Annotated in this window: 13 protein-coding genes and 1 pseudogene; 3 read left to right on the top strand and 11 right to left on the bottom strand. The window is 57.4% G+C overall.

The features are described from left to right. Window positions 1-719: 719 nt before the first annotated feature. From ruvC to SIC18_RS07700, 6 genes are read right to left on the bottom strand one after another with little or no spacing between them, the layout of a single operon-like run. Window positions 720-1,202, bottom strand: a complete 483-nt coding sequence (gene ruvC, locus SIC18_RS07675) for a crossover junction endodeoxyribonuclease RuvC (protein WP_048346208.1) — start codon at window positions 1,200-1,202, stop codon at window positions 720-722. Window positions 1,203-1,208: 6 nt separating this feature from the next. Then, the gene (gene bchI, locus SIC18_RS07680) at window positions 1,209-2,297 is read right to left on the bottom strand and encodes a magnesium chelatase ATPase subunit I (RefSeq protein ID WP_011618897.1); all 1,089 of its coding nucleotides are present in this window, start codon (window positions 2,295-2,297) and stop codon (window positions 1,209-1,211) included. Then, window positions 2,294-3,682 carry a DUF3370 domain-containing protein gene (locus SIC18_RS07685; protein WP_048346209.1) on the bottom strand — a complete coding sequence of 463 codons (1,389 nt, stop codon included), beginning with the start codon at window positions 3,680-3,682 and terminating at the stop codon, window positions 2,294-2,296. The genes bchI and SIC18_RS07685 overlap by 4 nt, the downstream gene beginning before the upstream one ends. A 13-nt stretch (window positions 3,683-3,695) precedes the next feature. After that, on the bottom strand, window positions 3,696-4,817 hold the full coding sequence (locus SIC18_RS07690) for a serine hydrolase (protein WP_413429226.1): 1,122 nt from the start codon (window positions 4,815-4,817) through the stop codon (window positions 3,696-3,698). Between the two features lie 26 nt (window positions 4,818-4,843). Beyond that, complete coding sequence (locus SIC18_RS07695; protein WP_413430524.1) at window positions 4,844-5,560, bottom strand: RNA methyltransferase; 717 nt, start codon at window positions 5,558-5,560, stop codon at window positions 4,844-4,846. An 8-nt stretch (window positions 5,561-5,568) separates the two neighbouring features. Further along, a complete protein-coding gene (locus SIC18_RS07700; protein WP_413429227.1) occupies window positions 5,569-5,958 on the bottom strand; it encodes a c-type cytochrome in 390 nt (129 codons plus the stop codon). A gap of 56 nt (window positions 5,959-6,014) precedes the next feature. Here SIC18_RS07700 and petG point away from each other — a divergent pair, with 56 nt between their 5' ends. Continuing rightward, on the top strand, window positions 6,015-6,128 hold the full coding sequence (petG, locus tag SIC18_RS07705; RefSeq protein ID WP_071778027.1) for a cytochrome b6-f complex subunit V: 114 nt from the start codon (window positions 6,015-6,017) through the stop codon (window positions 6,126-6,128). 58 nt (window positions 6,129-6,186) lie between these two features. On the opposite strand, the pseudogene rsmD reads toward petG, so the two are convergent. The 5 genes and pseudogenes from rsmD to SIC18_RS07730 form a co-directional block, all read right to left on the bottom strand. Then, window positions 6,187-6,717 (bottom strand): annotated as a pseudogene (gene rsmD / locus SIC18_RS07710) (16S rRNA (guanine(966)-N(2))-methyltransferase RsmD); the annotation flags it as partial. Next, a complete protein-coding gene (hisH, locus tag SIC18_RS07715; RefSeq protein ID WP_250394923.1) occupies window positions 6,675-7,325 on the bottom strand; it encodes an imidazole glycerol phosphate synthase subunit HisH in 651 nt (216 codons plus the stop codon). The gene hisH and the pseudogene rsmD, both read right to left, overlap by 43 nt. A 41-nt stretch (window positions 7,326-7,366) precedes the next feature. Continuing rightward, entirely contained in the window at window positions 7,367-7,690 is a 324-nt protein-coding gene (trxA, locus tag SIC18_RS07720; protein WP_011618905.1) for a thioredoxin, read from the bottom strand. Window positions 7,691-7,885: 195 nt separating this feature from the next. Beyond that, the gene (locus SIC18_RS07725) at window positions 7,886-9,049 is read right to left on the bottom strand and encodes a GuaB3 family IMP dehydrogenase-related protein (protein ID WP_048346214.1); all 1,164 of its coding nucleotides are present in this window, start codon (window positions 9,047-9,049) and stop codon (window positions 7,886-7,888) included. A gap of 60 nt (window positions 9,050-9,109) precedes the next feature. Continuing rightward, window positions 9,110-9,829: a CAAD domain-containing protein gene (locus SIC18_RS07730; RefSeq protein WP_413429229.1), complete on the bottom strand. Its 720-nt coding sequence runs from the start codon at window positions 9,827-9,829 to the stop codon at window positions 9,110-9,112. Between the two features lie 83 nt (window positions 9,830-9,912). Here SIC18_RS07730 and gyrA point away from each other — a divergent pair, with 83 nt between their 5' ends. Both gyrA and crtL read left to right on the top strand, forming a co-directional pair. Further along, on the top strand, window positions 9,913-12,591 hold the full coding sequence (gyrA, locus tag SIC18_RS07735; RefSeq protein WP_048346216.1) for a DNA gyrase subunit A: 2,679 nt from the start codon (window positions 9,913-9,915) through the stop codon (window positions 12,589-12,591). A 2-nt stretch (window positions 12,592-12,593) separates the two neighbouring features. After that, window positions 12,594-13,826, top strand: coding sequence for a lycopene beta cyclase (crtL, locus tag SIC18_RS07740; RefSeq protein WP_413429230.1), 1,233 nt, complete (start codon window positions 12,594-12,596; stop codon window positions 13,824-13,826). Window positions 13,827-13,832: the final 6 nt, after the last annotated feature.

Below are 13,832 nucleotides of genomic sequence, written 5' to 3' on the forward strand. Positions count from 1 at the left end.
AACCATCCAAGCTCATGATAACGATCTCATCAATGCGCATTCCGGAAGGCTAGGGGGTTCGGATTCAAGGGCTGCATTGACGATGCACTGTCTTTCCTGGCTCCGCTGAGTGCAGAGCGCTGCCTTGTCTCAGCTCGGCTGCTTGTGATTTTTGGCTTCACTACAGATTTGGGCTCACAGTGCGGCTTTCGTCTTTGTCAAAATAATTACATGATTACTCTTTCGGTTGCTGGGCTGCTTTTACTGCTCAACGTTGCTCTGATTTCGTCCATCCTTTCCTTTGATAAATTTATGGGTTAGATGCTTCTTAGCGTCCCTAAGTTCTTTATGTGGCTTGCAATCAATTTGCCCTCTTTTCTTGGTTTTCTCATGATGATCAGTGTTAATTAAATCCGCGTTTTGATGTTTTTTCAGAGCCTTTCGGCTGCAGACTGTTTTTTAAGTGTCCGTCTTAGCGCTATGTTTAAGGTGCATGTTGTATGTAAGTCGTGTCAATTTCTTCCGTAAGATTCAAGGGTTTGTCTGGTCGTTTTGATAACAAGCGATTGCTTTGACTTGTCGGATGACGGTGAGAGTTGTGGAGACTTCGATGGCTGTTTGTTCCTCTAGGTGAAGGGATTTGTTCGGCGATTGGTCTATGGATTTTTTCTCTCTTGATGCATGCTTTTGACACTTTGTCTCTGTGTCACGAATTAATATGGATCCCTTTGATTGCTCAGTCAGCGTTGAAACCATCCTGTCAGTGCAACGGCTAGAGCGTCGGCAGCATCATCGGGCCGCGGGGGCGTGTCGAGATTGAGTTCACGCATTACGGCCTCTAGGACTTCGTCTTTGTCTGCATGGCCATGTCCTGTTAGCGCCTGCTTAATTTGCATCGGCGGGAATTCCAAAATCGGAAGCCCAAAGCGTGCGAGCGTCATGATCAACACCCCTCGAGCCTGTACAACGGCGATGGTGTTGCTGGAGCGGTAAAAGAAAAACTTCTCCACGCTGGCTAGTTCCGGTTGATGGATGCGAATGATTTGGCGAAGGTCTCGGGCAATTTCCACCATTCGCTCCCCCTCGCTTCGGCCTGGATCGGTGCGAATGATTCCGCAGTCGATCATCTGTTGCGAACCTTCCTGTTTGCCCTTGCGTGGCTCTACGTCGATCACGCCGTATCCAACCCTTGCCAAGCCTGGATCAATGCCGAGGATCCGCAACGTGAACTAGCTGGCCAAGGCCAGTTCGAACTCCGAGCGATCACTCGATTCATTGCGCTCAAACACCTTGCAGAACACCTTGACCACCCGATCGCCGGAGTCAATTTGTTCTAAAGGGTCTTTGCGCAGTCGATGGCGCAGGCAGCAAGACACCACGCGGGCAACATCGTCCTCACTGACCTCTGTGCGCCCCTCAAAGGCGGCTAGGGCACGTGCTGCCCGATTGGTCACAATGTCGCCACGCAAGCCATCCACGTCCAATTCCCCGCAGACCGATGAGATGCTGAGGCGCAAGTCATCGTCAATGGTGACCTGCTCAAGGCGTTGCTGCGCTTCCACCACCCTGGCCTGCAGGGCATCTTGGCCGGCCGTCACGCTCATGCTGAAGGCGTCGGGGTCACTGTCGAAGGCCGTTCGCTGGTCCACCACTTTCACTCTTAATTGTGGATCGCGAACGGTGCGCACTTCCACACTCATTCCAAATCGATCGAGCAGTTGGGGGCGCAGCTCCCCTTCTTCCGGGTTTCCTGATCCAATCAACACGAAGCGGGCGGGGTGACGCACGGAGACACCCTCGCGTTCCACTGTGTTCCAGCCAGAGGCTGCGGAGTCGAGCAGAACGTCAACCAGGTGATCATCGAGCAGGTTGACTTCGTCGACGTAGAGCAGGCCCCGGTTGGCTTTGGCCAGCAAACCTGGTTCAAAGGCGCGGACGCCCTCACTCAATGCTTTTTCAATGTCGATCGTCCCGCAGAGGCGATCTTCTGTGGCGCCAAGGGGAAGGTCCACCATGGGCACCTGGCGTTGTTCAGTGCCAAGTGCTTCGCCGTGTTCCAAGCGCTGCCTCACGTCACTGCTTTGCAGGTCAGGATCGGTCGGAGAGCTGTTGTAGGGATCGCCTGCAACCACCTCAATGCCGGGCAGCAGGTCTGCAAGCGCTCGGATCGTGGTGGATTTGCCCGTCCCCCGGTCTCCCATGATCATCACGCCGCCGATGCGCGGGTCGATCACGTTGAGCAGCAGCGCCAATTTCATCTCTTCCTGGCCGATGACGGCGGTGAAGGGAAAGACTCTGCGCTTGCGCGGTGAACTCACGGGTGAACGTCGGTTGATGAATTGGATTGTTTCACAGGCAGCACGGTGAGCACCTGCGGTGGTGTGGCATCTGCGGGATAAACCAGTCGTACACGCACCCTTCGGCTCTCTCCTGGAGCTAGAGACACCGTCCCAAGCTGTGGTCCTTCTTGACCACGTCGCAAAACGAGGTGAAAGCGCCTCCGGCCCATCGCCCTTCCGTTGGCTCCATCCAGACCCGTTACCTCAATGGGGCCGCGAAACATGACCGGTCCGCTGCCGCCAGGTTTGAACTGCAATTGGCTGTTGCTGCTACCCCGTTTGTCGGGGGACTCCAGGGCGATCGCCACCGTTCGAGAGCTGCGCTCAGGGTTGCGTAACGGAAGGGTGAGGTCGTATTCCACGCCGTAATTTCCGTGGGCGGCCCAGGCCGTTCCCTTGTCAAATCTTTTCAGTTCAGCAGTTTGCACTTGAGCGGTGCCGAGGTCACCTCGCTCCAGGCTGCTGATCGGCCATGAGATCGGCGCTTCATTGATGTTCAGGGTTTTGGAGCCTGGATCTGCCAAGGTTCCGGTCCAGGTGCTGCCGATCTGGACGCCGCTCACCCTCGAGTAAATCATCCGACCCTTGCTGCCCCGTGGCGTGGGCTGATGCTCTTTCGGGCTTCGCGTCCCGGCGCTCAGCAGTGCTCTCCAGCGTTGATCGCTGGGTGGCGAGTCGTTGTTGCCGTAGGCCGCTACCGTTGCGAGATACACCGGTGCAGAACTCTTCAGCCGAAGCTGCAGATTGCGGCCGTTGAGCAGTGGGTCAAGCCCTGCTACGGGAATCGGAAGGACCAAAAGTGCACTGGCATGTCCAGGGGCAAGCTTGATTTGCTTGGGAAGCTCAGGAGCCTGATCGCCTCGGAGTAAGTCCCCAGCCACCCGGCTCCCTGGTCCAGAGGCGATTGGGGTGGTGGTTTCTGCCATGAATGCGGGCAGGGGTAGGAACGGGGCTGCTGTTTGCCCTGGTTTGGTCGCCTGAGATAAGGAGGTGCTGCCGCTAATTACGTCAATCGTGACGGGTTCGTCTCCTAGTGGTTGGGCAAGCACTGCCAGCCAGAGGGTGGAGGCGAGCTCCTCGGCTTTGCCGGCGTAAACGTGGTGGCTGAACAGATCAAAACGGCCGTCAAAGGCCACATCCAGCCCTTGGTTGGTTGGAAAGGTGGACAGCAGCACCCCTTCACCGGTGATCAGCTCGGGGTTGTTGTCATTGAGCAGTAGTCGTTCATCCAATTGGCCTGGAAGTGGACGCAGCTGCTGCTGACGAACCAATGAATCCGCCTCCTGGTTGTCCGCCTTGGATGGCGTGCCCGGGATGGTGATAAGGCAGAAGGCCGCGACGGCCAGCAGCAAAGAATGACGCATGGTGAAAACAGGATCAGCGTTGACGTGGAGGCGCTGGCTTGGGTTTGAGCACCGGTGCCATGGCGGCAGCCATGTTTCGGATCAGCTCTGTGGAGCGGGGATCATTGAAGGGACCTTTCACAACGAAGGCAGCAACGGCACGGCGACCATCGGGAAGTTCGATCAGTCCAGCATCGGCGTAAGCGATCCCGATGTCGCCGGTTTTGTTCAACACGCGATAGCCCTTAATCATCAGGCTGTCATCGGGTTTCCCCTGGGAGCCCCCCAGGCCCTTCAGGAGTCCACCGGGGAGGAGCCGATTGGTGACGGAGGTGCCCATCACTTCGCGAAAGAGATCGCGGCCGCGAATCGAGAGCGCGTCTCCGGTATCCACGAGGGCGATCGCTCTGGCTAGATCACGGGCGCTGGTGGTGTTGGTGCCTTTGAGGTCTGGCAGCCAGTTGTTCACCTTGGTCGCACTGAGTCCCAGGCTGTTGAAGCGCTCGTTCAGATCCGCTTGTCCTCCCACCCGTTCAATCAGCAGATTTGTGGCTGTGTTGTCGCTGACGCGAATCATCTCGGTGGCTACTTCATAGGTTGGGAAGCGAGTCCCAAGTGGCTTGCTGGCCATCCAGCCGGCGCCGCCTCCCACCACCGTTTTGCTGAGGGTGAGCGGTTCATTCCAGCTCAGCCTGCCCGCATCAATTTCTTCAATAGCTACAAGCAAGATTGGCGTTTTGATGGCGCTAGCGGCCGGCAATGCCGTGTCTGGATTGAGTTGGGCGTAGCGGCCATCGTCGAGCGCCAGCATGAAGGCACTCACTTGAAGATCTGGGTCCTGGGCTGCTAGCGCCTCCCAGCGTTTGCTTAAGGCGGTGAGCTCTTGTTTGGTCTCGAAGCGTCCGAGCGTGTCTGTGCTGCTCGGGGGATTCAAAATGGCAGGCTTTGAATCGCTCTGGACTGGCTGGTCCGGTTTGACCCTTGGCGTGAGCCAGCTGGGAAGGGTGAGATCTCTGCGCTGGACAGCAGGACCCGCAAGCTTCAGGGCAGAGCCTGTGATGACGCCCAGGCCCACACCCATCAGTACCAGTCGCAGCAGCAACCTCAGGGGACGTCCCCAACCAGGGGGCTTTTGACTGGAACGACTGGAGGCCAAGGGGGGGGGTGCAGGAGAGCCTGAGGTTACGGGCGGTTGCGCCTCGCTGCCCAACGCAATTGACGCACCATCCCGCGCAAGAGGGCCACCTCATCGCTGCGAATCAGGGCCCGTTGCACGAGCCCTTTCACCTTGGCCATCCGAGCGCTTGCTGTGTGGTCCAGGAGGAAGCCCACCTCGAGCAGAAGGTCTTCTGCATCACGCAAGCAGCCATCCAGCTCAGGAGCGCTGGCAGGGATCTCACTGACTGGCGCATCAGGTTTAGCCGGCAAGCGCCGTTCCCGCTCCAGTTCATGCAGAACCACTGCCACGGCATGGGAGAGGTTGAGAGATGGGTAGACATCTCCGGTGTGCAACTTAAAAACCCGATGGCTGATCAGGAGTTCGTCATTGGAGAGCCCTCGATCCTCCCGTCCAAACACCAGGGCCGAGCGCAGGCCTTGCGTCCTGGCCGATTGAATCCAGGGCGCGATCTCCTCGGGTGATTGCAGGGGGATCTCGCCGTGATCGATCCGCCCGCAACTGGCTACCACCTGATGACAATCCGCGACGGCCTCGATCAACGAGGGAAAAATCGCGGCGTCTTGAAGAACGGCATCACCGTGGACAGCCATGCGCACAGCATCCGGATCACCTGGATCACAACGGGGTGCCACCAGCCTGAGATCTTGAATGTTGTAGTTGGCACACAATCGGGCCACGCTGCCCACATTGAGAGGTCCCGCTGGCTCGACCAGCACCACAGCCAATGTCAAGAGAGTGTTTTGAGATAGGCGAGCAGGTCAGCCATGTTTTGAGGCTCGATTTCAAAGCGGGGCATGGGTGGTGTTTCACCACTCACCACCTGGTGAATGATCTGCATGTCCTTACGCCGATCACTGACGCCTTTCAAGCTCGGTCCAACCAGTCCCTGGGCTGCGATGCCATGACATCCGGCGCAATTGATGCGGAACATCTGACCGCCGTGCTGCTCCGATCCTTCCAGGGCAAGAGTTGCTTTGGTGTATGGATCTTGTCGCGTGTTGCCCAGCATCCAGACCAACAACACGATGCAAGCCATCGCCGCGAAAACGGTAAGGGCCGCGATGAGCCCTCGACTCCGCTCTGGGATTGCTGCAGCAGTTGATGACGGTGCCGTCACAGAAGAGACCAGATTATGAAACAATTGTGCTTGATCTTTTCATTGCGCGCGACGGCATGATCGAACCCCTTCTTTGCGGCATTGTGTTGGGTTTGATCCCGATCACCCTGATGGGGTTGTTTGTTGCCGCTTGGAATCAGTACCGCCGGGGTAGTGCTCTGGGGGGCTGAGCAGCAAGAGGGCGCTTGTTCCATACCGGCGTTGATCCATCACCCGCCAGGGCGCCGGTGGGGTCAATTGTTGATGGCGGGCATGTTCACAAATCACCAATCCCTGGCTGCTCACCCAGTTGCCCTCAAGCAATGCAAGCAAGGTGGGTTCATAAAGGTCTGATCCATAGGGAGGATCGAAATAGACAACATCGAAGGCGGTTAGGGCGCTTGGACGGCCCGTTTTAAGCCAGCTCACCAGATCTCGACGGATCACTTCAATGGCAGGAGAGGGTGATCGCCCTCCCGCGATCATCACGAGATTGTCTCGGCAGATGGATGCTGTTTTGGGATCCTTCTCCACGGCCCAAACCCTGCTCACGCCGCGTTCGATCGCTTCGCACCCCATGACGCCGCTGCCGCTGCAAAGGTCTAGCCAGGAGGCATCCTGCAGCTCTGAGGCGAGCATGTTCATCACTGCTTCGCGGACACGGGCTGTGGTGGGTCTGGTATTGGTTCCAACAGGACTGCGTAAGCGACGGCCTCCGCTGAGACGTAGCAGGCCGCTCACGGCATCAACGGAGCGCCCTGGTGCAGCCATTCCAGCCATCTCGACAGCAAATGCTGCCCTGTAAGGGCCGATTTCTCAGGGTGAAATTGACAGGCCCCCAGCCGTTTGCGCCAGACCGCAGCCGTGGCATGACCTGATCCGAATTCCACGCTTGCAGCTCGATCCTGAGTGTCCTCGGGCACAGCGGCAAATGAATGAACGAAATACATCCATTCAGCGCTGGACGGATCTGGAAGAAGGGGTGAGGGGCGATCGATCTGCAGCCTTCCCCAGCCCATGTGAGGGATGCGCTCTCCCTGCTCCTTGGGAAGCTGTTTGACACGTCCAGGGAGCAAGCCAAGACCCTTGCGTTGGCCTTCCTCGCTGGACTCAAACAACAGCTGTAAACCTAAGCAAATTCCAAGGAGTGGACGATCTGCTTTGTTCCAAGCAATCAATTTAGGAATCAGCCCTGTGGCTTCTAAGCGATCCATCGCTGGATCAAACGCGCCCACCCCAGGAAGGATCAAGGCCTGACAGCCTTCTAAATCCCCAGGATGTTGCACAGCCTTGAGGGAACTCCCCAAGCGCTTAAAACAGGTTTGAACAGAAAAAAGATTCCCCATGCCGTAATCGATCAGTCCAATGGTCTGAACTGAACGAGACATGGGGATCAGTTGCAATGCGAATGGAGAAGACCAGCTACGGGTCAGAGATGCTTCGAAATCGTGCCGGAGAGCGTGGCTTTGGGAACTGCGCCAACGACGGTGTCAACCTTCTGCCCGCCCTTGAACACCATCAACGTAGGAATGCTACGAATCCCGTATTGGCTAGCGACGTTCGGGTTCTCGTCGGTATTGAGCTTGAAGACTTTGATTTTGCCTTCGAATTCCTTGGAGATCTCGTCAACAATTGGAGCCACCATGCGGCAAGGGCCACACCAGGGAGCCCAGAAGTCAACTAAGACCGGAACGTCACTTTGAAGGACATCCTGTTCAAAGGATGCGTCGGTTACAGCGGTAGCGCTGGACATTCCATTTGTCGTCGTTACCAAGTGAATTTAGCAACCACTTCCCAAGTTTTCTCGGAATCTTTGGGGGCTCTACAGATCTGTGACGGTTTTGGGTCGAGCCGCGAGCCGTCAGGTGAAGACAGAAAGCCCGAACGCGTCGGGCCGGGGGGTGTGAGGAGTGTGTGGGCCGCAGCCCGCACATCCTGAGATTAATGCTTATTTCCCCATTCCTAATTGTTGGGCTTTTTGATACACCTTGCCTTCTGTGAGCAGTGATGGCGCCACCACCACTTCAACCTTCTGCATTTCCTTGATGGTGCGTGCTCCAAGAGTGCCCATCGATGTCTTCAGGCAACCGAGCAAGTTGTGGGTTCCATCATCAAGTTTGGCTGGACCTCGCAGGATGCGTTCGAGGCTGCCGGTGCTGCCAACGTTGATTCGAGTGCCCCGAGGTAGCACTGGGCTTGGAGTGGCCATCCCCCAGTGGAATCCACGGCCTGGTGCCTCTTCTGAGCGGGCGATGGGCGATCCAATCATCACGGCATCAGCACCACAGGCGATGCACTTGCAGATGTCACCACCGGTGACGATTCCTCCATCAGCCACGATCGGGACGTAGCGACCGCTTTCCTTTTCATAGTCAGAGCGTGCAGCGGCGCAATCGGCAACAGCGGTGGCTTGGGGAATGCCGACGCCGAGGACACCACGGGAGGTGCAAGCTGCACCAGGGCCAATCCCCACCATGACGCCTGCAGCACCAGCGCGCATGAGTTGCAGGGCGACTTCGTAGGTGACGCAATTGCCGATGACCACGGGCACACCCATGTCGCGGCAAAGCGTTTCCAAATTGAGGGTCTCTTGCCCTTCTGGACCGATGTGATCGGTGGAGACCACGGTGGCTTGGACAAAAAACAGATCGGCCCCCGCCTCTGCAATTGCCTTGCCAAAGCGCAAGGCCGCCACTGGGGTGCCGCTCACAGCCGCAATTCCGCCCTGAGATTTGATCGCTTCAATTCGCTTGCGAATCAGGCCTTCCTGAACGGGTTGGCTGTAGATCTCTTGCATCAACGGCACAAATTCGTCCTTGCCGACGGATGTGATGCGATCCAAGGCCTCGGTGGGGTCCTCATAGCGGGTCTGAATTCCCTCCAGATTCAAGACACCAAGAGCTCCGAGTTGGGAGAGATGTACCGCCATTCCCACGTCCACCACCCCGTCCATCGCGCTGGCGATGATCGGGATTTCTCGTTCAATTCCTCCCAGTGACCAGCTGGTGTTGGTGACCTCCGGATCAACCGTGCGACCCCCTGGCACCAAGGCGATCTCATCGATGCCATAGGCCCGGCGAACAACTTTGGAGCGTCCGAGCTGAATGTCCACCGCTAGTCGTACTAAAGATCAGCACAAACTACCAACTGGTCATGCATTGCGTGGCAGTGATCAGGGTCGAACCGAGCCCCTGAAGGCGGACCAAATGCTGCTCAGATTTGCAAGCAGAGCTTTTCTTTCTTCGCTGCGAATCAGTCGTGTCACGGAGAACCAAATCATCCAACCCAGGCCAACCAGTTCAAACAATCTTGGAGCGAGAGGGATGGTGCCAATCGCCGCTAAGACTCCGCTGTAAATCCTGATGAGCAGGGTCAACGCAATCAAGCCAACGACCAAAAACAGGGGCCTGCGGGAGCGTTGCCAGAGGTCAACGAGGTTGTTGTCATCCCACCACTGCCGGACTTTGGAGCTGAGTAGGTCCCATTCCCCACCCTCGCTGGAGTTGTCGTCGGTACTGGATGAGGTTGTGGCTGCAACCTGGATGCGCTCAGCGATCGCTTCGGATGCTGCTGGCTCGGCTTTTGCTGGCTCGGCTTTTGCTGGCTCGGCTTCTGTGGGCTCGGCGGCTGCGGGTGTTGAATGCGATGCGACGACAGGCTCCTGAGTTGTCACAGGGTCTGGTGCTTTGTTTTCGGATTGAAGCGGGGTTGTTGCGTTAGCGACTACGGGATCGGTTGGTACTGGAGCGGCTGCTGCTTCGCCTGATTCGATCGGCTCGGTACTTTTGATCTCCATCGATGGACTGGAGTCAGAGGATGCCGGATTGATCGGATCGGTTTCCATGGCTTCAGCAGCACTTAGCGAGTTGCGCAAGCTTAAGGGCGTTGTCACGTGCTGTTTTGAAGACGCAGCAAAAGCTGACGTTTTGCATCTTCCTTCTCGCGATAAGCTGACTTAAGGCAAATAGGTCTTGTATGGCGGATCCAGTGGGACCCGGCAGCGGCGGTCCCGGCGAATCCGACGATCGGATCATCCAGACAGATTTGCGCAACGAGATGTCGCGCTCCTATCTGGAGTACGCGATGAGCGTGATCGTTGGGCGTGCGCTACCCGACGCTCGAGATGGTCTCAAACCTGTGCACCGGCGAATTTTGTACGCCATGTACGAGCTTGGGCTCACCAGCGATCGGCCCTACCGCAAGTGTGCCCGTGTGGTGGGTGAGGTGCTGGGTAAGTACCACCCTCACGGTGATACGGCCGTTTACGACGCGCTCGTGCGCATGGCCCAGGATTTCTCGATGTCCATGCCGCTTATCGATGGCCATGGAAATTTCGGCTCGGTCGACAACGATCCACCTGCTGCCATGAGGTACACGGAATCGCGGTTGCAGGCGCTCACCACCGACAGCCTTCTCGAAGATATCGAGGCTGAAACGGTTGACTTCGCCGACAATTTCGATGGCTCGCAGCAAGAACCCACCGTTCTGCCATCGCGGATTCCCCAGCTTCTTCTCAATGGATCAGCAGGGATTGCGGTGGGCATGGCCACCAACATTCCCCCGCACAACCTTGGAGAGCTGATTACGGGTTTGTTGGCTTTGATCCGAAACCCTGAGATCACGGATCAGGAGCTGATGGCTCTGATCCCTGGACCTGACTTCCCCACCGGCGGACAAATTCTGGGTCGCAGCGGAATTCGTGAGACCTACCTCACCGGGCGCGGCTCGGTGACGATGCGAGGGGTTGCTGGTATCGAAACGATCGAGGCGCCCGGTCGCCCGGATCGTGATGCGGTGGTGATCACGGCCCTGCCTTACCAAACGAATAAGGCGGCGATGATTGAACGCATCGCTGAGATGGTCAACGACAAGAAGCTGGAAGGTATTTCCGATATTCGCGATGAGAGTGATCGCGATGGCATGCGCGTTGTGGTGGAGCTGCGTCGCGATGCTTATCCGCAGGTGGTGCTGAACAATCTCTATAAACTCACCCCACTTCAGAGCAATTTCAGCGCCCACATGCTGGCGTTGGTCAACAGTGAGCCGATTTTGCTCACATTGCGCAAGATGCTCGAGGTGTTCCTCGACTTCAGAGTTGAGACGATTGAACGTCGTACGCGCTATTTGCTGCGGAAGGCTGAAGAGCGCGATCACATCCTCTTGGGCTTGCTCCTGGCCCTGGACCAACTCGATCCGATCATTGCCCTGATTCGTGCAGCACCCGATACGGCAACAGCGCGCACGCAGTTGCAGGAGCTCCATGGCCTGTCTGCTGTGCAAGCAGATGCCATCTTGCAGATGCAACTCCGGCGTCTGACTGCTTTAGAGGCTGACAAAATCCGCCTTGAGCATGAGGATTTGGTCACCAAGATCGCCGACTACAAGGACATTCTTGGCCGCAGGGAGCGGGTCTTCGGAATCATTGAAGATGAACTGGGGCAGCTGCGAGATCGCCACGCCGTTCCTCGCCGCACCGAGATCCTTGATCTTGCTGGTGGCCTGGAAGACATCGATCTGATCGCTAATGAGCGTTCTGTGGTGCTTCTTACCGAAACCGGATATCTCAAACGGATGCCGGTGAGTGAATTTGAAGCCACCAGTCGTGGCACCCGAGGCAAGGCCGGTACGCGCAGTCAAGGAGAAGAAGCGGTCAAGTTGTTCATTGGCTGCAACGACCACGACACCTTGTTGCTGTTCAGCGATCGGGGTGTGTCGTATGCCGTTCCTGCTTATCGCGTTCCCCAGTGCAGCAGGACTGCAAAGGGCACTCCGATTGTGCAGCTGTTGCCGATCCCTCGGGAAGAAGCGATTACGTCCTTGTTGGCCGTGTCGGAGTTCAACGATGACACCGACTTGTTGATGCTCACCACCGGTGGATACATCAAGCGCACCAGGCTTTCGGCCTTCAGCAACATCCGCTCCAACGGTTTGATTGCCATTGGTTTGGAAGAGGGTGATGCCCTCACATGGGTGCGGCTTGCTGTGCCAGGAGACAGCGTCTTGATTGGCTCACGGGCGGGAATGACGATTCACTTCCGGCTCAGTGATAACGAGTTGCGGCCCCTAGGCCGAACAGCTCGTGGTGTGCGCTCGATGAATTTGCGAGAGGGCGACAGCTTGGTAAGTATGGATGTACTGCCGGTGGAGTTGGCTGATCAAATCGCTGCCAGTGTCGATGAGGACGTCGAGGGAAGCGATGGCGGCGAAACCGCTGCAGCCGAGGGCCCTTGGGTCCTGGTGGCCTCGGCCTCCGGTTTAGGGAAACGGGTGCCGGTGACCCAGTTCCGTTTGCAGAAACGGGCTGGGATGGGGCTGCGCGCCATGAAGTTCCGCACCGATGCCGATGAGCTTGTGGGTTTGCGGGTGCTGGGAGCCGGAGAGGAGCTGCTGCTGGTGAGTGAAAAGGGAGTGATTGTGCGCACTGGCGCTGATGCCATTCCCCAGCAATCCCGCGCAGCTACTGGCGTTCGCTTGCAGCGGCTGGATAAGGGCGACCGTTTAGCCGATGTGGTGCTGGTTCCACCTGAGGCCGAAACGGATGACGACACCGAATCCGATTCCGCCGGTGACCCCAACAGCGATACCGCACCTGACGTTGTTGCTGAACAGGCACCCACTCCAGAAGAGTCGTCTGACCCATCAGCTGAGGGTTGACCTTGGCCGATTGCGCGGATGTTTTGGTGATTGGGGGCGGTCCTGCCGCCCTTTGCATCAGCTCAGAGCTACATCGGCGCGGGGTTTTGGTCGAGGGAATTGCACCGAATTCGGTGGAGGCACCTTGGCCGAACACCTATGGGATCTGGGCAAAGGAACTGGAGCTGTTGGGTCTCGAACATTTGCTCGAGCACCGCTGGAGCAACACGGTGAGTTTTTATGGCGCTGGTGGCTCGGACTCAGAAGATCAACCCACGCCCCATGGGATGGATTACGGGCTGTTTGATCGCCAAAAGCTTCAGGAGCATTGGCTGGGGTATTGCCAGGGCATGACCTGGCATCAAGACCGTGTTGAGCGCATCGAGTTGCAGGGTGCTGTCACCAGCGTGCATTGCGCATCGGGGTTGCAGCTCATGGCTCGGGTGGTGATCGATGCCTCAGGGCATCGCAGTTCCCATATTCGTCGGCCAGATCAGGGGCCAGTGGCTGGCCAGGCTGCCTATGGCGTGGTGGGTCGCTTCAGCAAGCCTCCGGTCGACCCAGGCCGCTTTGTGTTGATGGATTTTCGCTGTGATCACCTCACTGCGGAGCAACGCAACGAGCCCCCCACCTTCTTGTATGCGATGGATTTCGGTGACGGGGTGTTTTTTGTGGAGGAAACGTCGCTGGCCTTGGCACCGGCTGTCTCTGAGGCTGTGTTGAAGCAGCGATTAACACAACGTCTAGCCAACGCGGATGTGGAAATCACTGAGGTCATGGAGGTAGAGCATTGCTTGTTCCCGATGAATTTGCCGCTGCCGGATTTCAATCAACCGTTGGTTGCCTTCGGCGGCGCGGCGAGCATGGTGCATCCAGCCTCGGGCTACATGCTGGGGGCTTTGCTTCGTCGTGGACCTGGATTGGCGGATGCCCTGGCCGCGGCACTGAAGCAACAACCCAGGCTTAGTTCAGCAGATTTGGCTCGTCTTGGTTGGCAGGCGCTGTGGCCTTGGGAATTGGTGCTTCGTCACCGCTTATTTCAGTTTGGGCTGGGCCGCTTGATGGGTTTCGATGAACAATTACTGCGCCGACACTTCACCAGTTTTTTTCAATTGCCCCAAGAGGAGTGGAGCGGTTTTCTCACCAACACGTTGCCCCTACCTCGCTTGATGGGTGTGATGCTGCGCCTCTTTGCGATTTCGCCTTGGGATGTTCGGAGAGGGTTGGTGCTTGGGGCGCCCGCGAAGTCGTCTTGATCTCTT

This window comes from Synechococcus sp. Cu2B8-bc1011, assembly GCF_047302735.1.
Taxonomy (GTDB): Bacteria; Cyanobacteriota; Cyanobacteriia; order PCC-6307; family Cyanobiaceae; genus Synechococcus_C.